Genomic DNA, 19,185 nt, shown 5'->3' on the forward strand with positions numbered 1-19,185 from the left:
ACGATCGCTGACAGGTAATGGAGCCGGCGATTGTCCTACTTCGGCAAAGCGAGAACAACCACTGCGGCTTATTGTCCCTATAGGCAGCTTTATCTCTCTCACCGCGATCATGGCAGCCCATGGGCTTGCCCCAGCGCTTGTGTCATGATGCCCAGACCGCAGGTTGGCCACATACTCTTCTTATGAATAGATCCTTTGCCTTGCTAACTGCCGCTGCCTTGTTAAGTGGCTGCCAGACCTTTGCCCCTTCTGCCCCGGATGGCACACCGCCCGTGGAAGACCCGGCAGCCGTTGCCACGCCCGCACAGCCGCAGGTTTATCGCGCATTCAGCCAGGAAACCCTGCTGGCGTTGTTGACCGCAGAGCTGGCCGGCCAGCGCAACCGCTTTGATATCGCCCTGGAAAACTACGTCCAGCAGGCCAAGGCCACACAGGATGCCGGCGTCGCCGAGCGCGGCTTCCGTATTGCCGAATACCTCGGCGTCGAACAGCCCGCCCTGGAAACCAGCCTGCTGTGGGCCAAGACCGCACCCGAGAACATCGACGCGCAGCGCGCAGCTGCCGTGCAACTGGCCCGCGCCGGTCGTTATGACGAATCCATGACCTTTATGGAGCAGGTACTGCAACGTCAGGGCGATACGCATTTCGACTTCCTCGCCCTGTCCGCCGCAGAAACCGACCCGGACACCCGCGCTGGCCTGCTGCAAAGCTTCAACCGCCTGCAGGCGAAATACCCGGACAACAGCCAGTTGCAGTTCGGCAAAGCCCTGTTGTTGCAACAGGATGGTCGCCCGCAGGAAGCCCTGGAACTGCTCGAAGAGCAACCCAGCAAAAACCGCCCGATTGCCTCGATCCTCCTGCATGCACGCCTGCTGCAAAGCCTGGAGCGTAATGACGACGCCCTCCCGTTGCTGGAAAAAGGCCTTGCGCAACACCCGGACGACAAACGCCTGCGCCTGACCTATGCCCGCCTGCTGGTTGCGGAAAATCGCCTGGACGACGCCAAGGGCGAATTCGCCTCACTGCTGCAGCAATACCCCAACGATGATGACCTGCGTTTCTCCCTGGCCCTGGTCTGCCTGGAAGCCAAAGCCTGGAAAGAGGCCATCGTCTACCTGGAAGAGCTGGTCGAGCGCGGCAGCCACAGCGATGCTGCGCATTACAACCTGGCCCGCGCCTATGAAGAATTGGACGATATTCCCAGCGCCCTGATCGAGTACGCATTGGTCGGCCCGGGTAACGACTACCTGCCAGCCCAGGCCCGCCAGAGCGAACTGCTGTTCAAACAGCAACGCGGAGACGAAGCCGCTGAGCGCCTCAGCCGCGCGCGCGAAAGCCAGCCCGATTACGCTATCCAGCTCTACTTGATTGAGGCTGAAGCCTGGTCCAAACAGCGCAACAACGAACGTGCCTGGCAAGTCATCGAACAGGCCCTGGAGCAGTTCCCGGAAGACCTCAACCTGCTCTACACCCGCGCCATGCTGGCGGAAAAACGTGGCGACCTGGCCCTGCTGGAAGAGGATCTGCGCTTTATTCTGGAGCGCGAACCCGACAATGCCATGGCCCTCAATGCCCTGGGCTACACCCTGGCTGACCGCACCACACGCTATGCCGAGGCTAAACAGCTGATCGAGCAGGCGCACCAGCTTAACCCCGACGACCCCGCCATTCTCGACAGTCTCGGCTGGGTCAATTACCGCCTGGGCAATCTGCAGGAGGCAGAACGCCTGCTGCGCAAGGCCATGCAGGAATTTCCCGACCACGAAGTCGCCGCCCATTTGGGCGAAGTGCTGTGGGTCCAGGGCAAACAGAAGGAAGCGCGCAAACTCTGGCGCGAAGCCCTGAAACAGCAACCCGACAGTGACATTCTGCGCAGCACCCTGCTGCGCCTGACCGGAGCCGAGACGCTGTGAAGTTTGTTCGCCACCTGCTGGTTTTCAGCCTGATCACTTTACTGGCAGGCTGCGCCGGCCTGACTTCGAAAGAAGCCCTGGAAGGCCAGGGCGACGCGCAAAGCTGGCAAGCCCACAAACAGCGCATCAGCAGCCTGGATGCCTGGCAGATCAATGGCAAGGTCGGCATCCGCGCCCCGAAAGACTCCGGCAGCGGCACCCTGTTCTGGCTACAACGCCAGGACTACTACGACATTCGCCTCTCCGGCCCACTCGGTCGTGGCGCTGCACGCCTTACCGGTCGGCCAGGCGAAATCCTCCTGGAGGTGGCGAATCAGGGTCGTTATCAAGCCGCCTCACCGGAACAACTGCTGCAAGACCAGCTCGGCCTCAATCTGCCGGTCTCCCATCTGCTCTGGTGGATTCGTGGCCTGCCCTCACCGGACAGTAAAAGCCGCCTGAACCTCGACGGCCAGAGCCACCTGGCACAGCTGAGTCAGGATGGCTGGTACGTCGAATACCTGAGCTACGCTGAGCAGAATGGTTTCTGGCTGCCGGAACGTATCAAGCTCAGCGGTTTTGACCTGCAGGTCACTCTGGTGATCAAGGACTGGCAACCGCGCCAGCTCGGCCAATGAGCGCCCCGGCAATACCCGCCGCTGCCGAATTGATTCTGCCGGCACCGGCCAAGCTCAACCTGATGCTGCACATCCTCGGTCGTCGTACCGACGGTTACCACGAGCTGCAAACCCTGTTTCAGTTCCTCGACTTCGGTGACGAGCTGGGGTTTGCCCTGCGCAGCGACGGTGAGATCCGCCTGCACACCCCCGTCGTCGGCGTGCCCCATGACAGCAACCTGATCGTGCGCGCCGCACGCATGCTCCAGCAGCACACCGGCTGCACCCTGGGCGCAGACATCTGGCTCGACAAACGCCTGCCCATGGGCGGCGGCATTGGTGGCGGCAGTTCGGATGCTGCCACCACCCTGCTCGGCCTCAACCACCTGTGGCAGCTGCACTGCAGCGAAGATCAGCTGGCCGCGCTAGGGCTCAGCCTGGGCGCCGATGTGCCAGTGTTCGTACGCGGCCACGCGGCCTTCGCCGAGGGGGTTGGGGAAAAGCTGCAACCGGTAACCCTGAGCGAACCCTGGTTTCTCGTGGCGATTCCGCAAGTGCTTGTCAGCACAGCGGAAATTTTCTCCGACCCTGAGTTGACACGGGATACGCCGCCCATTAAAGTTCGCAGCCTTCTTGAGGGGGGTGGTCGTAATGACTGCCAGCCGGTGGTCCAGAAGCGTTATCCAGAAGTTCATAACGCTTTGATCCTGTTGAACAAATTTGTTCCAACTCGATTAACCGGCACTGGAGCTTGTGTGTTTGGGAGCTTCCCAAACCAGGACGATGCTGATAAAGTCGCCCGCCAACTTCCAGTCACTTTGCCAAGTTTTATCGCCCAAGGTCGCAATGTTTCGATGTTGCACCGCAAGCTGGAAACACTGGCCAGGAAGTAAATGCATGCTCTGCAGTTAATAGAGCAACGGGTTGTATATATAGGGGCGTCGCCAAGCGGTAAGGCAGCAGGTTTTGATCCTGCCATGCGTTGGTTCGAATCCAGCCGCCCCTGCCATTCCGTCCTGGAGCGGATACACAACCCAGAGCATTTGGTTACACAGGATACAGGGGCGTCGCCAAGCGGTAAGGCAGCAGGTTTTGATCCTGCCATGCGTTGGTTCGAATCCAGCCGCCCCTGCCATTTTCTGTACTCACCCAGATACACTCAGCCGGCAGGTACTGCGCGTGTCCAAGATGATGGTCTTTACGGGGAACGCTAACCCCGATCTGGCGCGGCGTATCGTACGTCAGCTGCACATTCCCCTCGGTGATGCCTCTGTCGGTAAATTCTCCGACGGCGAAATCATGATTGAAATCAACGAAAACGTCCGCGGTAAAGACGTATTCCTGATTCAACCGACATGCGCGCCAACCAACGATAACCTGATGGAACTGGTAGTGATGGCTGACGCCTTCCGCCGCTCCTCAGCGACCCGAATTACTGCTGTCATCCCCTACTTCGGCTATGCCCGCCAGGATCGCCGCCCGCGCTCCGCTCGCGTGGCAATCAGCGCCAAAGTCGTGGCTGACATGCTTACCGTTGTAGGCATCGACCGGGTATTGACCGTCGACCTGCATGCGGACCAAATCCAGGGCTTTTTCGATATCCCGGTAGACAACATCTACGGCTCCCCAGTACTGGTGGATGACATCGAAGACCAGCGTTTTGAAAACCTGATGATCGTCTCCCCGGACATCGGCGGCGTAGTTCGCGCTCGCGCCGTGGCCAAATCCCTGGGTGTTGACCTGGCGATCATCGACAAGCGCCGCGAAAAAGCCAACCACTCCGAAGTGATGCACATCATCGGTGATGTCGAAGGCCGTACCTGCATCCTCGTCGATGACATGGTCGATACCGCCGGCACCCTGTGCCACGCAGCTAAAGCCCTGAAAGAACACGGCGCCGCCAAGGTGTTCGCCTACTGCACGCACCCGGTACTCTCGGGCCGCGCCATCGAAAACATCGAAAAATCCGTACTCGACGAGCTGGTGGTGACCAACACCATCCCGCTGTCCGCCGCTGCGCAATCCTGCTCGCGTATTCGCCAACTGGATATCGCCCCGGTAGTCGCTGAAGCGGTACGCCGTATCAGCAATGAAGAATCGATCAGCGCGATGTTCCGTTAATCCGGAACACGCCCTGAGCGCAAACGCCCTGCCCTGATGGCAAGGCCTTTCAACCAACCGTCCCGTCGCTGGTCGCAAGCGTAACGGACGGTTTGGTTATTTTGGAGAAGTGAAATGACTGTTGAATTTAGCCTGAATGCCGAAGTGCGTTCCGACCTGGGGAAAGGTGCGAGCCGCCGCCTGCGTCGTAACGTTGCCATGGTTCCTGCGGTAATCTACGGCGGCGAAAAAGCCCCGCAATCGATCAGCCTGCTGGCCAAAGAACTGGCCAAACTGCTGGAAAACGAAGCTGCATTCAGCCACGTACTGAGCCTGAACGTTGCCGGCAGCACCGAAAGCGTGCTGATCAAAGCCCTGCAGCGTCATCCTGCCAAAGGCTACGTACTGCACGCTGACTTCGTTCGCGTAATCGCCGGCCAGAAACTGACCGCTCACGTCCCACTGCACTTCATCAACCAGGAAACTTCGGTTGGCGTGAAGCAGCAAGGCGGCGAAGTTTCCCACGTCCTGGCTGAGGTAGAAGTATCCTGCCTGCCGAAAGACCTGCCGGAATTCATCGAAGTCGACATGGCTAAAGTTGAAGTGGGTCAGATCGTTCACCTGGCTGACCTGAAACTGCCGAAAGGCGTTGAGCTGGTTGCACTGGCTCACGGCAACGACCTGGCAGTGGCCAACATCCACGCCTCCCGCGTTGCTAAAGACGAAGGCGCTGCCGAGTAAACCTCGCAGTGTCGGAAACCAGCTCGGCAGATAACTCTACCGAGCGATTTCCACAAAAGGGCTCCTGACATGACTGCCGTACAACTGATCGTTGGCCTGGGTAACCCCGGCCCTGAATACGACCAGACCCGGCATAATGCAGGGGCCCTTTTTGTTGAGCGCCTGGCTGACAGTCAACGGACTAGCCTGAGTCTCGACAAAAAGTATTTTGGTCTGGTGGGCAAATTCACCCACCAAGGCCGTGACGTTCGTTTGTTGATCCCCACCACCTACATGAACCGCAGCGGCCAGGCTGTCGCGGCATTGGCGAATTTCTTCCGCATTGCGCCGGAAGCCATTCTGGTGGCCCACGACGAACTCGACATGCCTCCCGGCGTCGCCAAACTCAAACAGGGTGGCGGGCATGGCGGGCATAACGGGTTGCGCGACATCATCGCCCAGCTTGGCAATCAGAATAATTTCCACCGCCTGCGGCTTGGCATCGGCCACCCCGGGCACAGCAGCATGGTTTCCAACTTCGTCCTCGGCCGCGCACCGCGCAGCGAGCAGGAACTGCTGGATACCAGTATCGACTTTGCTCTGGGCGTCCTGCCGGAAATCCTCGCCGGCGACTGGACCGTAGCCATGCGCAAACTGCACAGCCAGAAAGCCACCTCTTAACCTTTTATCGCCAGCGCGCGAGGGAACCATCATGGGATTCAACTGCGGCATCGTCGGCCTGCCAAACGTCGGCAAGTCCACCCTGTTCAACGCCCTCACCAAATCCGGGATCGCTGCAGAAAACTTCCCGTTCTGCACCATTGAACCCAATAGCGGCATCGTCCCCATGCCCGACCCGCGCCTCGATGCCCTGGCTGAAATCGTCAAACCCGAGCGCGTAATTCCCACCACCATGGAGTTCGTCGACATCGCCGGCCTGGTGGAAGGCGCCTCCAAAGGCGAAGGCCTGGGTAACAAGTTCCTCGCCAACATTCGCGAGACCGATGCCATCGCCCACGTGGTGCGCTGCTTCCAGGACGACAACGTGATTCACGTCGCCAACAGCGTCGACCCCAAGCGCGACATCGAGATCATCGACCTCGAACTGATCTTCGCTGACCTCGACAGCTGCGAAAAGCAACTGCAGAAAGTCACCCGCAACGCCAAAGGCGGTGACAAGGAAGCCGTAGCCCAGAAAACCCTGCTGGAAAAACTCATCCCACACTTCACCGAGGGCAAGCCTGCGCGCACCCTGATGAAGACCCTGGGCGACGACGAAAAAGCCCTGGTGCGTGGCTTTCACCTGCTCACCAGCAAGCCGGTGATGTATATCGCCAACGTCGCCGAAGACGGCTTCGAGAACAACCCGCTGCTCGACGTGGTACAAGCAATTGCCGACGCCGAAGGCGCTCCGGTGGTTCCGGTGTGCAACAAGATCGAAGCCGAAATTGCCGAACTGGATGACGGCGAAGAAAAAGACATGTTCCTAGAAGCCCTGGGCCTGGAAGAGCCTGGCCTCAACCGCGTGATCCGCGCCGGCTACGAGCTGCTCAACCTGCAGACTTACTTCACCGCAGGCGTGAAGGAAGTACGCGCCTGGACCGTCAAGGTCGGCGCAACCGCCCCACAAGCCGCCGCAGTGATCCATACTGATTTCGAGAAAGGCTTTATCCGCGCCGAAGTCATCGCCTACAACGACTTCATTCAGTACAAAGGCGAAGCCGGTACCAAAGAAGCCGGAAAATGGCGCCTGGAAGGCAAGGAATACATCGTCAAAGATGGCGATGTCATGCATTTCCGCTTCAACGTTTAACAACAGACCCCGCTTCGGCGGGGTTTTGCTTATCCGCACACCCAAAGCGCACAGCAACCTAAGCAGTTGATAGAAATAAAAAATATCTCCACCTCAGGGTTGACAGCAACCTCAGAGATGCGGAAAATGCGCGCCACTCGGCTACGTAGCTCAGCTGGTTAGAGCATAGCATTCATAATGCTGGGGTCCGGGGTTCAAGTCCCTGCGTAGCCACCAAACAAAACAAGGGTTTAGCGAAAGCTAAGCCCTTTTTTGTTTTCCGGGCAGACTACAAACAGACTACATCCCGACTACTGATCCCCTCGCTCGGCATTCACCCTGCTGACAAACGCATTACTCTTAGCTACCCAAATCTTGGGGGCGGCATATCCAACGATGAACGATAGAGCCCAAATCCGAGCAAAAGTACCGGGCGACTCATCCAGCATGCCAATGAAATACAAGCCGAAAATAAAACCAAGCACGCCGCCAATGTAGGCACGCATCGACAACCAAGCGTGGCGAATCTCCTGCATCTTTGGAGGAGCGATTTTGAGGTCGTCATAATTGTTGGGTGGGCCATCATGACTAATCGTGGCCAGAATTGCCTGCACGATACTTCCAATGACAGCACCAAAAGCACACGCAATCGGAAGTAATAAATCAAAAAGGCTGATGCCTACGCCGCTGAAATCCATTTCAAATCCTGCTGATGAGTTGAAGTTAAGGGACGATAGCAAAATCCCTTCTAACTAATCGAATGCAGGATTTATAGATGGCCAGACTGTGCAAGCGGTGAGAGCCTCAGCAAACTCAGCAAATTTCGAGTGGCGGTTTGCTGACTTCCAGTTAGCAATACGCTCGGCTTCACCTGAAACAACGCCAGACGCAGGAAATTGCGTTCTGTAGAACCAATAAACACCACTGGCACCACTGCGACCGGACCCAAAACGAACTTCCGGAAAGTGAGGACTATAAAATCTGGTGCTCGCTTTGAGCCAAAGGCGATAGTCGTAGTCCAGGCTCCAAGTCATCAGGAGACATGCATAGCGCATGGTCATGATGATTGAGGAATGGCCGAGGATTCGCTGCAGGCAGAGGATTGGGCTACCCCCAATCTGGTAGACATCCCCCGCCTATGCTTGAACTAGATTCCTACTACTGAGAGCCCCACTTACTGCTACTGAAGACGGGGAGACGTCGCCCCTAACACCTCTTAACCGCGCCCTGCGAACCAAGCAGCAGTCCAGTAAAGATCAGCGTTGCGCCAAGCCAGTGATAGGGCTGCAAGCCCTCCCCCAGCAATAGCCAGCCCAGTACAGCGGTGAAAACTGGCATCAGGTAGTTGGAGAGCGCGGCCTTGGCGGCGCCGATTACGCGGATGGCGTGGTTCCAGGCGAGGTAGGCGAGCAGTGAGGCGAAGATGGCGGTATAGCCGATGGCGGCCAAGTTATGCGGCGTTACGCTGAAGTGTGCGCCCTGGGCCAGTTCGTAAAGGTAGAACGGCAGAATCAGCGGCACGCCCAGCAACATCAGCATGCCCAACAATGCCAGTGGTGGGATTGGCAGCAGGTAGTGGGCCCAACGCCGCAGCAGCAGTGAGTAGAGCGCCCAGTCCGCCACCGCCAGCAACATGATCAGATCGCCCTTGTTGAATGCCAGGCCGGCGAGACTGGCCCAGCGGCCTTTGCTGATCAGCACCAGCAATCCAACAACGGCCACCGCCATGCCCCACCAGGCGCGCCGCTGCGGCCACTCGCCGAGCAGCAGGCCCGCGCCGATAAAAGTCATCAGCGGTAGGCAGGTGTTGACCAGGGTGATATTGATCGCCGCCGTGGTTTGCGCGGCGGCATAGAGCAGGCTGTTGTAACCGGCAATACCGAGGCCAGCGAGCACCAGCAAACGCCAGCCAGCGACACGCAGCGCTGTGCGATGCTGCCACAGCGGCTTGGCCACAAAGGGCAGCAACAGCACCAGGGCCAGACTCCAGCGCCAGAATGACAAAGCGAATGGCGGGATTTCACCCACAAATGCCCTCGCCACCAGGGCATTACCGGACCAGCAAAGGGTTGCCAGCAGCAGACCGGCCAGCGCGACACGGATGGAAGACTGCATGCCTCAACTCTGGCCGAGCGGGCGCAGGCGGTATTGCGGCGGCAGCTGTTCCATGCCGCTGACAGTGACGTTGAGGTTTTTCCAGCGGCCGTCTTTGATGCCGTAGATGCAACCATGCACCGCCAGCGGCTGCCCACGGTGCCAGGCGTTCTGCACGATGGTGGTATGGCTGACGTTGGCCACCTGCTGGATCACATTGAGCTCGCATAGGCGGTCGACCTGCTCTTCCTCAGTGGGCAACTGTGCCAGGTGTTCGCGGTGCTCGTAGTAGAGGTCGCGAATGCTGCGCAGCCAGCCGTCGATCAGGCCGAACTGGGTGTCCTGCATGGACACCCGCACCCCGCCGCAACCGTAGTGCCCGGTGACCAGGATATGTTTGACCTTGAGCACATCGACCGCGTACTGGATCACCGACAGGCAGTTGAGATCGGTGTGCAGCACCACGTTGGCGACGTTGCGGTGGACGAACAGGTCGCCCGGCAGCAAGCCGACAATCTCGTTAGCCGGCACACGCGCATCGGAACAGCCGATCCACAGGTACTCGGGCACTTGCTGCTGCGCCAGTTTGGCAAAAAACTCAGGATCCTCCTCCTTGATCGCTTCGGCCCAACGCGCGTTGTTGTCGAAGAGGTGCTGTAGATCGCTCATGGTCACTCCGTATTCGCCGATGCGGCACCTTAGGAGCGCAACCGGCTTTTGACAAGCATGCGTTACAGCTGCGCCTGACGCCGCCACCAGCGATTGAGCGGCACGCTGCCCTGCAGGGCCTGACTGTGCCAGTCGCGATGCCAGTTACGGGCCTGGGCCGCCAGCTGCGCCCAAGGCACTTGTGGTTGCTGCAATGCCAACCACAGCTGCGTCTCCAGCGCGTTACGGCTGTTACGCAGACTCTGGCGAAAGGCACGGTCCATCAGGGCACGCCGATGCACCGCCTCGAAACGCCACCACAGGCTCTGCTCAATCGCGGTCAGAGGATCTGTCAGTACCGCAGCGCCCGACTCGGCAGACAGGCTCAACGGTTGGAACAGGCTCATGCAGGGCGCGGAGGTGCCGGTTGCCGCCAGCACACTGGCGGGCCCCTGTAACCGGGCCACCAGGCTGGCGGTGGTTTGCGACGGCCGCCAGAAGCTGCCGGCGTGCAGGCAGACCTGGCGGTTGTTATGCCGCTGAAAGTCATCACCGGCCTGACCATGGCTGCGCAGTGCGCTGAACAGATTGGCAAAACCAGGCGTTCCACTGCACTGCGTCAGCCATTGCTGGTTCTGCGCACGTCGCTGGTGCGCGCCACCAATCCAGGGCAACAGCCGGGTATCGAAGGCCTGGGCAAAGTGCAGATCGCCCTTGCCATCCCAGCACTGCAAGCGTCGAGCCTGGTCATGCAGCCCAGGACTGTGCAGGTCGAACTCATATCCCAGGGTCAACGCGTTGGAAATCGCCCAGCTGTCGACGCGCTTGGCTGCCCACAAATGCCCGGCCGTTTCCAGCACCCAGGCTTCGTCAGCATCGGCCAACAGAAAGCTGTTGTCGTAGCGAAAGCTCTTGTCGCGATAACCTGCCGCCCCACCCTGGCCAAACGCCTGCAGGTGCTCGGTAATCACCGCCAGGGCCTCTCGGGCACTGCCGCCCCGCTCCAGGCCCAGACGCAGCAGGTCCATGCCCAGCAGCGCATCACCCTGGCGCAGCGTCAGGCGGGTGAATACCGCTTCGTTGCCAATCGCCACCCCGCAGTCATTCACCCCCATCTCACCGCCCCACAACCAGCAGGGCTGACTGAGCACCAGGCCATGCCGATCCGCCGTCTGCGGCACCTCGATATAGCTGGTGAGCACCCGCGGGCTGCGATCCCCGCGCACCGCTGGCAAGCGAATCAGCCGCTGTGGCTCGGCCGCTTCGCGATCACTGTTTTTGGCAAACCAGGTCTGTCCATGACTGCGCAGCACCAGGGTGTCGCACATGCTCACCTCTTCTTGTTATCAACTCCGGCGTAGATGCCGACGACGCAGCAACCAGACGATCAGCAGCACGCCAGCCAGCAGCACCAGGCTCACGCCCCACTGCAATGGCCCGGCATAGCGATACAGTTCGGCGGGGTGCAGGCTCGCCTCACGGCGCATGCGCTGCTCGGCCGCCGCGCCCTGAGTGGGGATATCGGCCAGGCCATCACCATCTTGATCGGGCAAGCTGCGGATATGGTCGAGCAGGCCCTGCCATTCCTTGTATTCCTGTACACCGGGCTGCTGCGGGTCGGCATCGATGATCGCCGCCTTGAGCTGGGTCAGCGGCTGGCCCTGAGCATCCTTGGGCTGCACGCTGAGCAGGCCTTTGGTCAGGTCGCTGACCAGCCAGGTGAAGCTGCCGACATAGCTGGTCGCGCCAATGCTATAGAGCCGCGTATCGGCCAGATCCAGTGGCGTGTAGCCGTTGAGCGGGTCACCCAGCTCAATCTGGCTGACCCGATCAAACGGCACACGCCAGGGGTTATAGGCAAAGCGCAGGCCCGACACGCGCGGGTAGTAGCTCTTGCTCTCGCGCAGCTGATAGGCCAGCAACAGCACTTCCAGCAGGTTCTTCAGCTCCTGGCCGGTGACATACACCTTGATCAGCGGGTAGCCCGGCGCATCGTCCAGCTCACCAATGCCCAGTGGCGCGATACGAAACAGATCAGACACCGCCTGCACGCCCTGCCGGCCCTTGATCAAGTTGTCGCGGATGGTGCCATTGCCGGTGAACGACACATCGCTGCCAGTGGCTTGGCGTAACGCATCGGTAACCAGGTTGCCGAGAATCGGATCGTCATAGGCCCGCGTGAGGGTCTTGTCGACCTTGGCCAGCGGCTGATCGAAGGCATAGCCTTTGGGTGCCAGCATCTGCGCGCTGACCACCTGCTTGAAGTCCTCGACCTGAGCGGTCACGGCTGCATCGCCAGCAATCTGGTCATTGATCGGGTGCAGCTGATATCCGAGCACCTGCGGCTTGCCGTCGGCGTCCAGGCGCATATGCAACTCGCCCAGGTGCTGGATCTCGGAGCCGGCCTGCATCACCGGCGTGCGTCCGTTGACCAGCACGGGCTGCGCCAGCGCAGTGTGTGAATGGCCACCGACGACGATGTCGATGCCCGGCACCTGCTCGACCAACTCAACCTCTTCACCGCGCCAGCTGCCATCGGCCTGCTGCACCACGCCCATGTGCGAAAGCAGGATCACCACCTCGGCGCCCTCCTCGCGCAATTTGCCGACCGTGGCTTTGGCGGTCGCCAACGGATCAGCAAAACGCGCCGGCTTGATCATCGGGCTGACCGCCACCGCGTTGTTACCGAGCAGGCCGAACAGACCAAAGCGAATCCCGCCTTTGTCGATCAGCTTGTAGGGCGCGATACGCCCGGCCTTGTAGTGCGCCTGCAGGCTGTCATCTTCGGGGCGCTCAGGGTCGAAGCCGAGGTTGCTCGAGAGCAGCGGCATCAGGGCATCGCCCTTGGCCTTGTGCGCCGCGCTGATCATCGCGGCAAGGCCGGCCGGACGAAAATCGAATTCGTGGTTACCCAGAGTCGCGGCGTCGTAGCCCAACTCGGTCATCAGGCGCAGCTCGCCTCCGGTTTCCCGGGTCACGGTATGAAACAGCGTGCCCATGCTGAAGTCGCCGCCATCGAGCAGCAGCACCGGCTGCTCGCCGGCAGCAGCGCGGCGCTGTTCAAGCAGGGAGGCCAGTCGTGCCACCCCGCCGACGGTATCGTCATCACCCACGCTGGCCGGGGTGTATTCGTTATTCGGGCCAAAGCCGAGCAGCCGCGACTGCCAGTCGTTGGTGTGCAGAATGGTAAAGCTGCGCTCGGCGGCCAGCGTCAGGCTGGAGCTGCACAGGCAGAGGGCAAACAGGCTACAAAGCAAACGCATGGCGACATCCTTGAGCAAACGATGCGGCAGTATGGCCGCGTAGATCAGGCAGTGCAGCGACCGATAAGGCCGCAGGCACTCGCCAATCGGGTCAACTGTTCAGCACTTCAGTGGCAGCGCGCTCGCCTGCCTGTACCGCCCCGTCGAAGTAACCCATCCAGCGGGTGGCGGTTTCCGTCCCGGCAAAGTGCACACGGCCCAGCGGCTCGCGCAAACGCGCCGCACCATTGCTCCACAACCCTGGTGGAAACAATGCGGCGTAACAACCACGGGAAAAGGGTTCATCTATCCAGCTCTTGTCGACGTACTCGAGCGGCTGCAATGCCTGCGCACCGAAGTAACGAGAAAAGCATTCCAGCACCACTGCCTGGCGTTGACCGGCCGGCTGATCACTCCAGTGACGCGCCTCATCGCCTTCGATAAAGCCCATCAGCACACCACGCGGCGAACCTGGCAGGCTGTTATCGAAGGTCAGGCGCACCGGCCCGCTTTCGCTGGTGGCCTGGCCGGACAAACCGCGCTCACGCCAGAACGGCGTGGCGTAGTGGGCCATGCATTTGACCACCGCACCCTGTGGCTGGCGTTGCAGCAACTGGTCACGCCAGCCGGGCAGCAACGGCTCCTGGGTGATGCGCAGCAACATGGTTGGCGGCACGGCGAAGATCACCCGGCGTGCCGGGTGGCTGCCGCTGTCGGTGATCAGTTCAACCTGCTCGGCCTGCTGACGCAGGGCGCGCACCGGCTGCTCCAGCTGCACGGCATCGCCCAGACGCGCAGCCAGCTCCTCGCAGATGCGCTGGCTGCCGCCGACGATACGGTCCTGCTGCGCGCCTTTATCGACGCCGAGCAAGGTGTCCAGGTTGGTGCCGCTGTTGATGTAGAACAGCACATGCAGAAACGACAGTTCGCGGGCATTGGCGGCAAACACCGCACCGCTGAGCAACTCGAACACCTTACGGCCATGGGTGGTACGCAGGTTACGGGCGATCCACTGGGCAAAGCTCAGGCTGTCCCACTGCGTGGCCCGGGGATGGCGGGCTGGGTCGTCGAGGGGAATCTGTCGGGCCAGGCGATCCAGACGCCATTGTGCCAGGGCAACATCCAACAGCACATGCGGGGCAAAACGCGGGATGGTGCCGCGATAGGGTTTCAGCACGCCGCCGAACAGGGTCAGGTTGTCCCCCTGGTTCCACAACGGGAAGGTGTGCAGGTTCAACTCGGCGAGCAGCGCCAGGATGCGCTCCTGAGTCGGCCCGACCCATTGCCCGCCAACCTCGACCACGTCACCCGAGGCAAACCGGTGATTGAGCGTGCGTCCGCCCACCCGTGGATTGGCCTCCAGCACCTTGACCCGCTTGCCGGCCTGCGCAAGCCGCCAGGCCGCCGTCAATCCGGAAATCCCCGCCCCCACTACGATCACATCGTGCATGTGTCGCCCTTCTGCTGGTTATGCCACAGAGGGTAGGTGATCTCAGCAGTGAGGCCCAAAGCCGAACGCGCCAGAATCACCGACAAAGCGGTCACCCCAGGCGCAGCGTCAGTCAAACAGGGGGCAAACCATCACCAGGGCATCTTCGCGGCCGCCGACGGCAGGGTAATAGTCGCGACGCCGGCCGACTTCGTTGAAGCCGTAGCGCTCGTACAGTCGATAGGCCACCTGATTGCTCGCACGCACTTCCAGAAAACAATCCTTGGCTCCTTGGGCCTGCGCCTCGTGCATCAGGTGTTCGAGCAGTTTCAGGCCCAGACCACGGCCCTGACTTTCCGCCTTGACGGTGATATTGAGCAGATGCGCCTCGTCCATGATCACCTGGATCACGCCATGGCCGACCTGCTGCTGACCTTCAAACATCACCCAGCAGCTGTAGGAGGTCAGGCTGTCGGTAAAGATGCCGCGCGTCCAGGGGTGGCTAAAGGCGGCGTATTCGATTTTCAACACCGCATCGATATCCGCCGCCGTCATCGGGCGAAAGCTGATTGCATCACTCATTCAGGTTGACTCGGCAAACGATAGAAACCCAGCAAGCGGCCGGGCAAGAGGTCTTCAATTGGCAGCCAACCAGCGCTGACGCACGCGGCGCATGGCCTGCCACAGCTCACGTTTGCGCTCGGGCTCATCCATTAGTAGCTCCAGGCCCGGCAGCGCCCAGGCGGCGCCCAGACTCTCGACCTGCAGCTCGCGGTTATAGGCCTCGGCATCCGCTTCACCGGCAAAGCGAATCGCCGGCAGCCCCACCAACCACAGGCAACTGCAGGGTTCCTGCTCTTCCAAGCGTGCGCCAACAAAGCTCTGCACATATTCCAGCGCCGCTTGCGGGCCCTGGTCGATCTGTCCGCGCACCAGCAGCGGCCAGCGCACCGGTTCGCCAATCAGTTGTGGGCTGTCTGGCAGGCCGGCGGCGCGCAGCAAGTCCTTGAGCAGCAGATAGGCCGGGTCGCGCCCTTGCAGCGGCTCGCCGGTGGGCAGTTCAACCAGCACCGCACAAGCGCCAGCACGCAGCAATTGCAGGGCAAAGCGCGGGGGGGCGACGGACGCTGGCTGGGGATTCACCGGCTCTTCAGCGTCAGCTGCAACGGCTTCAGCCTTGGCCATGCGCCCCTGAGGCGCTGGCCGCGGCACTTCGATCTTGGGCCGAGAGACAGGCGCGGCAACGGGCGTTTCAGCCTGCGGTGGCTCATAGGCCGGCGCCGCTTCAGCCACCGCCTGTGGCACGACAGCAACGACCTCAGGCTCGGCCTCGACCAGCGGTTGCAGCAGCTCCGGGCGCGAAGGCGCGGCAAACGGCAGCTCCACGCGTGGCAGCCAGCTGGCCACCTGCATGGCGCTCAGGTAGGCACGGCGGCGCAGTTCTGCGATCAAACGTCAGCCGCCTGTGGGTGAGCTTTGAGGCCGGCCTGCATCAGGTTCAACGCATTGATATAGGCCTTGGCCGAGGCCACCAGAATATCGGTGTCGGCGCCGTTGCCGTTGACGATGCGCCCACCCTTCTCCAGGCGTACGGTCACCTCACCTTGGGAATCAGTGCCCTGGGTAATGGCATTAACCGAATACAGCTGCAAATTGGCCTCGGAGCTGGCAATCGACTCGATGGCCTTGAAGGTGGCATCCACCGGCCCGGAACCCTGGGCATTGCCACTGTGCTCGGCCCCGGCAACGCTGACCACCACCTGAGCCTGGGGCACTTCGCCGGTCTTGCTCGCCACATCCAGGGTGATGAGTTTGAAGTGTTCGGGCGCTTCCTCGGTCAGGGTGTCGGACACCAGGGCCTGCAGGTCTTCGTCGAAAATTTCGTGTTTCTTGTCCGCCAACGCCTTGAAGCGGGCAAAGGCCGCATTCAGCTCAGCCTCACCGGCCAGGACAATGCCCAACTCATCCAGCCGCGAGCGGAACGCGGCGCGCCCGGAGTGCTTGCCCATGACCATCTTGTTGGTGTTCCAGCCCACCGACTGCGCGGACATGATCTCGTAGGTCTCGCGGTGCTTGAGCACGCCGTCCTGGTGAATACCAGACTCGTGGGCAAAGGCGTTGGCACCGACGATGGCCTTGTTCGGTTGCACCGGAAAACCGGTAATGCCCGAGACCATGCGCGAGGTGCTGAGGATGTGCGGGGTGTCGATACGGGTGTGCACGCCGAGCAGGTCTTCGCGGGTCTTGATCGCCATGACGATCTCTTCCAGCGCCGCGTTACCGGCGCGCTCACCCAGACCGTTGATGGTGCACTCGACCTGACGGGCGCCCGCCACCACAGCCGCCAGGGAGTTGGCCACGGCCAGGCCCAGGTCGTTGTGGCAATGCACGGAGAACACCGCCTTGTCGGCGTTGGGCACGCGATTGAGCAACTGGCGGATGGTCTCGGCGTACTGATGCGGAATGGCGTAGCCAACCGTATCGGGAATATTGATGGTGCGCGCACCCGCATCGATAGCCGCTTCGATGATGCGGCAGAGGAAATCGATTTCCGAACGACCGGCATCCTCACAGGAGAACTCGACATCGCTGCACAGATTGCGCGCGCGCTTGATCGCATGCACGGCCTGCTCAACCACCTGATCCGGCTGCATGCGCAGCTTGTACTGCATATGAATCGGGCTGGTGGCGATAAAGGTGTGGATACGCCCGCTGTTGGCGCCCTTGAGCGCTTCGGCGGCGCGGTCGATGTCCGCATCCAGGGCGCGCGACAGGCTGCACACGGTGCTGTCCTTGATGTTGTCGGCAATCGCCTTCACCGCGGCGAAGTCGCCCGGGCTGGCGATGGCGAAACCGGCCTCGATCACATCAACGCGCAGACGCTCCAAGGCCTTGGCAATGCGCAGCTTTTCCTCACCGGTCATCGACGCGCCGGGGCTCTGCTCGCCGTCACGCAGGGTGGTATCGAAAATAATGACGCGGTCGTTGCTGCTCATGCTGGTGTCCTCACGGGGTCGCCGGAGCACGCACCCGACGTGGGGGCGCGTGTCGATAAGCCTTGATTGTCGCGTGAAATGCCGCAGGCGGGAAGCGCGGCGCGTATCGATGCCGCATCGCGGATAAAGCTGCAGAAAGCAAAACGCCCACCAAAATGGCGGGCGTTAGGCTGATTGAGCGAGCTAGAGCGAGACAAGGCAAAAACAGGCGGGAAAGCGGAGTTTACTGCTGTAAATGAGCATTTCCCGCCTGTTTTTAACGCCGTATCGCCGACGCGCAGCCAATCAAAGGACTTGATCCCAGGGACGGTCACCGTTGGCGTCCTTGATCCGGGTCGGCAGCCCCATGACATCAAGCAGCTTGAGGAACGGCTCAGCCGGCAGTTCTTCAACGTTAGCCATGCGCGCTACGTCCCAATCACCACGGGCGACCAGCAGCGCCGCGGCGACTGGCGGTACGCCTGCGGTGTAGGAAATGCCCTGACTGTCGGTTTCCACATAGGCATCTTTGTGGTCGGCGACGTTGTAGATAAACAGCTCGGTTGGCTTGCCGCCTTTGGTGCCTTTAACCAGATCACCAATGCAGGTCTTGCCGCTGTAGCCCGGCGCCAGCGAGGCGGGATCCGGCAGTACGGCCTTGACCACTTTCAGCGGCACAACTTCGAGGCCTTCGGCAGTTTTGACCGGCTGCTCGGAGAGCAGGCCGAGGTTTTTCAGCACGGTAAACACATTGATGTAGTGCTCGCCGAAGCTCATCCAGAAACGCACGTTGGGCACGTTCAGGTGTTTGGACAGGGAATGCACTTCGTCATGCCCAGTCAGGTACAGATTCTGTTCGCCGACTACCGGCAAATCGTCGGTGCGTTTGACTTCAAACATTGTGTTGCTGATCCACTGGCTGTTCTGCCAGCTCCAGACTTGGCCGGTGAATTCGCGGAAGTTGATTTCCGGATCAAAATTGGTGGCGAAGTACTTGCCGTGGGAACCGGCGTTGACGTCGAGGATGTCGATCGACTCGATGCTGTCGAAGTACTGCTGTTGCGCCAATGCAGCGTAGGCATTGACCACACCTGGGTCGAAACCGACACCGAGGATGGCAGTCACGCCCTTGTCCTGGCATTCGGCCAGGTGCTTCCACTCGTAGTTACCGTACCAAGGCGGCGTTTCGCAAATCTTGCCCGGTTCTTCGTGGATGGCGGTGTCGAGGTAGGCGGCGCCGGTATCGATGCAAGCGCGCAGCACCGACATATTGAGGAAGGCCGAACCCACGTTGATAACGATCTGCGATTCGGTTTCGCGGATCAGTGCTTTGGTTGCTTCAATATCCAGCGCATTGAGGGCAAAGGCCTTGATCTCGGCCGGCTGTTTCAAACTGCCCTTGGCGTTAACGCTGTCGATGATGGCCTGGCATTTGGAGATGTTGCGCGACGCGATAGCAATCCGACCGAGTTCGTCGTTGTGCTGCGCGCACTTGTGGGCCACCACCTTGGCGACACCTCCTGCACCAATGATCAGAACATTCTTCTTCAATTGTTTCACCTCCTGGGTACTGCGTTTAAGAGACAGATGTTGCGGTACTACAAACAGGTAGGGTGGACGGCGCTTTACCCGTCCACCACTTGGCGATCGCGCTGGTGGATGAGAAAAACGCCATC

The 19,185-nt window shown here is 60.7% G+C and carries 17 protein-coding genes, 3 tRNA genes and 1 pseudogene; 10 read left to right on the forward strand and 11 right to left on the reverse strand.

Annotation, left to right across the window (positions count from 1 at the left end; translation table 11 throughout):
* The first annotated feature begins 182 nt into the window (after positions 1 to 182).
* From ACOCLD_RS17225 to ACOCLD_RS17270, 10 genes are all read left to right on the forward strand, one after another.
* Positions 183 to 1,913, forward strand: a complete 1,731-nt coding sequence (locus ACOCLD_RS17225) for a tetratricopeptide repeat protein (RefSeq protein ID WP_422910047.1) — start codon at positions 183 to 185, stop codon at positions 1,911 to 1,913.
* Positions 1,910 to 2,530 (forward strand): lipoprotein insertase outer membrane protein LolB, encoded by a 621-nt coding sequence (gene lolB, locus ACOCLD_RS17230; protein ID WP_422910048.1) that lies wholly within the window; start codon positions 1,910 to 1,912, stop codon positions 2,528 to 2,530. The genes ACOCLD_RS17225 and lolB overlap by 4 nt, the downstream gene beginning before the upstream one ends.
* Complete coding sequence (gene ispE, locus ACOCLD_RS17235; RefSeq protein WP_422910049.1) at positions 2,527 to 3,402, forward strand: 4-(cytidine 5'-diphospho)-2-C-methyl-D-erythritol kinase; 876 nt, start codon at positions 2,527 to 2,529, stop codon at positions 3,400 to 3,402. The genes lolB and ispE overlap by 4 nt, the downstream gene beginning before the upstream one ends.
* 41 nt (positions 3,403 to 3,443) lie before the next feature.
* A tRNA-Gln gene (locus ACOCLD_RS17240) sits at positions 3,444 to 3,518 on the forward strand.
* Positions 3,519 to 3,569: 51 nt separating this feature from the next.
* Positions 3,570 to 3,644 (forward strand) — tRNA-Gln (locus ACOCLD_RS17245).
* Positions 3,645 to 3,688: 44 nt separating this feature from the next.
* Positions 3,689 to 4,630, forward strand: a complete 942-nt coding sequence (locus ACOCLD_RS17250; protein ID WP_392540325.1) for a ribose-phosphate pyrophosphokinase — start codon at positions 3,689 to 3,691, stop codon at positions 4,628 to 4,630.
* Positions 4,631 to 4,744: 114 nt separating this feature from the next.
* Complete coding sequence (locus ACOCLD_RS17255) at positions 4,745 to 5,350, forward strand: 50S ribosomal protein L25/general stress protein Ctc (RefSeq protein WP_257778867.1); 606 nt, start codon at positions 4,745 to 4,747, stop codon at positions 5,348 to 5,350.
* A gap of 69 nt (positions 5,351 to 5,419) precedes the next feature.
* On the forward strand, positions 5,420 to 6,010 hold the full coding sequence (gene pth, locus ACOCLD_RS17260) for an aminoacyl-tRNA hydrolase (RefSeq protein ID WP_233686399.1): 591 nt from the start codon (positions 5,420 to 5,422) through the stop codon (positions 6,008 to 6,010).
* Positions 6,011 to 6,041: 31 nt separating this feature from the next.
* Positions 6,042 to 7,142 carry a redox-regulated ATPase YchF gene (ychF, locus tag ACOCLD_RS17265; protein ID WP_233686400.1) on the forward strand — a complete coding sequence of 367 codons (1,101 nt, stop codon included), beginning with the start codon at positions 6,042 to 6,044 and terminating at the stop codon, positions 7,140 to 7,142.
* A 139-nt stretch (positions 7,143 to 7,281) separates the two neighbouring features.
* Positions 7,282 to 7,358: transfer RNA gene (locus ACOCLD_RS17270), tRNA-Met, on the forward strand.
* A 74-nt stretch (positions 7,359 to 7,432) separates the two neighbouring features.
* On the opposite strand, the gene ACOCLD_RS17275 is transcribed toward ACOCLD_RS17270, so the two are convergent.
* The 11 genes and pseudogenes from ACOCLD_RS17275 to ACOCLD_RS17325 all read right to left on the reverse strand — a co-directional run bounded on the left by ACOCLD_RS17275 (position 7,433) and on the right by ACOCLD_RS17325 (position 19,060).
* Complete coding sequence (locus ACOCLD_RS17275; protein ID WP_422910050.1) at positions 7,433 to 7,819, reverse strand: hypothetical protein; 387 nt, start codon at positions 7,817 to 7,819, stop codon at positions 7,433 to 7,435.
* 274 nt (positions 7,820 to 8,093) lie between these two features.
* A pseudogene (locus tag ACOCLD_RS17280) lies at positions 8,094 to 8,245 on the reverse strand (integrase); the annotation flags it as partial.
* Between the two features lie 82 nt (positions 8,246 to 8,327).
* Positions 8,328 to 9,236, reverse strand: a complete 909-nt coding sequence (locus ACOCLD_RS17285; protein WP_422910051.1) for a DMT family transporter — start codon at positions 9,234 to 9,236, stop codon at positions 8,328 to 8,330.
* A gap of 3 nt (positions 9,237 to 9,239) precedes the next feature.
* A complete protein-coding gene (can, locus tag ACOCLD_RS17290) occupies positions 9,240 to 9,884 on the reverse strand; it encodes a carbonate dehydratase (protein WP_422910052.1) in 645 nt (214 codons plus the stop codon).
* A gap of 62 nt (positions 9,885 to 9,946) precedes the next feature.
* The gene (locus tag ACOCLD_RS17295; protein WP_422910053.1) at positions 9,947 to 11,191 is read right to left on the reverse strand and encodes a C69 family dipeptidase; all 1,245 of its coding nucleotides are present in this window, start codon (positions 11,189 to 11,191) and stop codon (positions 9,947 to 9,949) included.
* Between the two features lie 18 nt (positions 11,192 to 11,209).
* Positions 11,210 to 13,126 carry a bifunctional metallophosphatase/5'-nucleotidase gene (locus ACOCLD_RS17300; protein ID WP_422910054.1) on the reverse strand — a complete coding sequence of 639 codons (1,917 nt, stop codon included), beginning with the start codon at positions 13,124 to 13,126 and terminating at the stop codon, positions 11,210 to 11,212.
* 91 nt (positions 13,127 to 13,217) lie between these two features.
* Positions 13,218 to 14,555 carry a flavin monoamine oxidase family protein gene (locus ACOCLD_RS17305; protein ID WP_422910055.1) on the reverse strand — a complete coding sequence of 446 codons (1,338 nt, stop codon included), beginning with the start codon at positions 14,553 to 14,555 and terminating at the stop codon, positions 13,218 to 13,220.
* 108 nt (positions 14,556 to 14,663) lie between these two features.
* Complete coding sequence (gene rimI, locus ACOCLD_RS17310) at positions 14,664 to 15,116, reverse strand: ribosomal protein S18-alanine N-acetyltransferase (protein ID WP_422910056.1); 453 nt, start codon at positions 15,114 to 15,116, stop codon at positions 14,664 to 14,666.
* 54 nt (positions 15,117 to 15,170) lie between these two features.
* Positions 15,171 to 15,986: an energy transducer TonB gene (locus ACOCLD_RS17315; RefSeq protein ID WP_422910057.1), complete on the reverse strand. Its 816-nt coding sequence runs from the start codon at positions 15,984 to 15,986 to the stop codon at positions 15,171 to 15,173.
* A complete protein-coding gene (locus ACOCLD_RS17320; RefSeq protein ID WP_392540636.1) occupies positions 15,983 to 17,530 on the reverse strand; it encodes a 2-isopropylmalate synthase in 1,548 nt (515 codons plus the stop codon). The genes ACOCLD_RS17315 and ACOCLD_RS17320 overlap by 4 nt, the downstream gene beginning before the upstream one ends.
* A 285-nt stretch (positions 17,531 to 17,815) precedes the next feature.
* Entirely contained in the window at positions 17,816 to 19,060 is a 1,245-nt protein-coding gene (locus ACOCLD_RS17325) for a saccharopine dehydrogenase family protein (protein ID WP_422910058.1), read from the reverse strand.
* Positions 19,061 to 19,185: the final 125 nt, after the last annotated feature.

This window comes from Pseudomonas cimarronensis, from assembly GCF_049331905.1.
Lineage (GTDB): Bacteria > Pseudomonadota > Gammaproteobacteria > Pseudomonadales > Pseudomonadaceae > Aquipseudomonas.

What these genes read in the sequence shown, in the direction of transcription:
- ACOCLD_RS17225 (WP_422910047.1), top strand. Translation starts at nt 183, where the DNA reads ATGAATAGATCCTTTGCCTTGCTAACTGCCGCTGCCTTGTTAAGTGGC.
- ispE (WP_422910049.1), top strand. Translation starts at nt 2,527, where the DNA reads ATGAGCGCCCCGGCAATACCCGCCGCTGCCGAATTGATTCTGCCGGCA.
- ACOCLD_RS17255 (WP_257778867.1), top strand. Translation starts at nt 4,745, where the DNA reads ATGACTGTTGAATTTAGCCTGAATGCCGAAGTGCGTTCCGACCTGGGG.
- pth (WP_233686399.1), top strand. Translation starts at nt 5,420, where the DNA reads ATGACTGCCGTACAACTGATCGTTGGCCTGGGTAACCCCGGCCCTGAA.
- ychF (WP_233686400.1), top strand. Translation starts at nt 6,042, where the DNA reads ATGGGATTCAACTGCGGCATCGTCGGCCTGCCAAACGTCGGCAAGTCC.
- ACOCLD_RS17275 (WP_422910050.1), bottom strand. Translation starts at nt 7,819, where the DNA reads ATGGATTTCAGCGGCGTAGGCATCAGCCTTTTTGATTTATTACTTCCG.
- ACOCLD_RS17285 (WP_422910051.1), bottom strand. Translation starts at nt 9,236, where the DNA reads ATGCAGTCTTCCATCCGTGTCGCGCTGGCCGGTCTGCTGCTGGCAACC.
- can (WP_422910052.1), bottom strand. Translation starts at nt 9,884, where the DNA reads ATGAGCGATCTACAGCACCTCTTCGACAACAACGCGCGTTGGGCCGAA.
- ACOCLD_RS17295 (WP_422910053.1), bottom strand. Translation starts at nt 11,191, where the DNA reads ATGTGCGACACCCTGGTGCTGCGCAGTCATGGACAGACCTGGTTTGCC.
- ACOCLD_RS17300 (WP_422910054.1), bottom strand. Translation starts at nt 13,126, where the DNA reads ATGCGTTTGCTTTGTAGCCTGTTTGCCCTCTGCCTGTGCAGCTCCAGC.
- ACOCLD_RS17305 (WP_422910055.1), bottom strand. Translation starts at nt 14,555, where the DNA reads ATGCACGATGTGATCGTAGTGGGGGCGGGGATTTCCGGATTGACGGCG.
- rimI (WP_422910056.1), bottom strand. Translation starts at nt 15,116, where the DNA reads ATGAGTGATGCAATCAGCTTTCGCCCGATGACGGCGGCGGATATCGAT.
- ACOCLD_RS17320 (WP_392540636.1), bottom strand. Translation starts at nt 17,530, where the DNA reads ATGAGCAGCAACGACCGCGTCATTATTTTCGATACCACCCTGCGTGAC.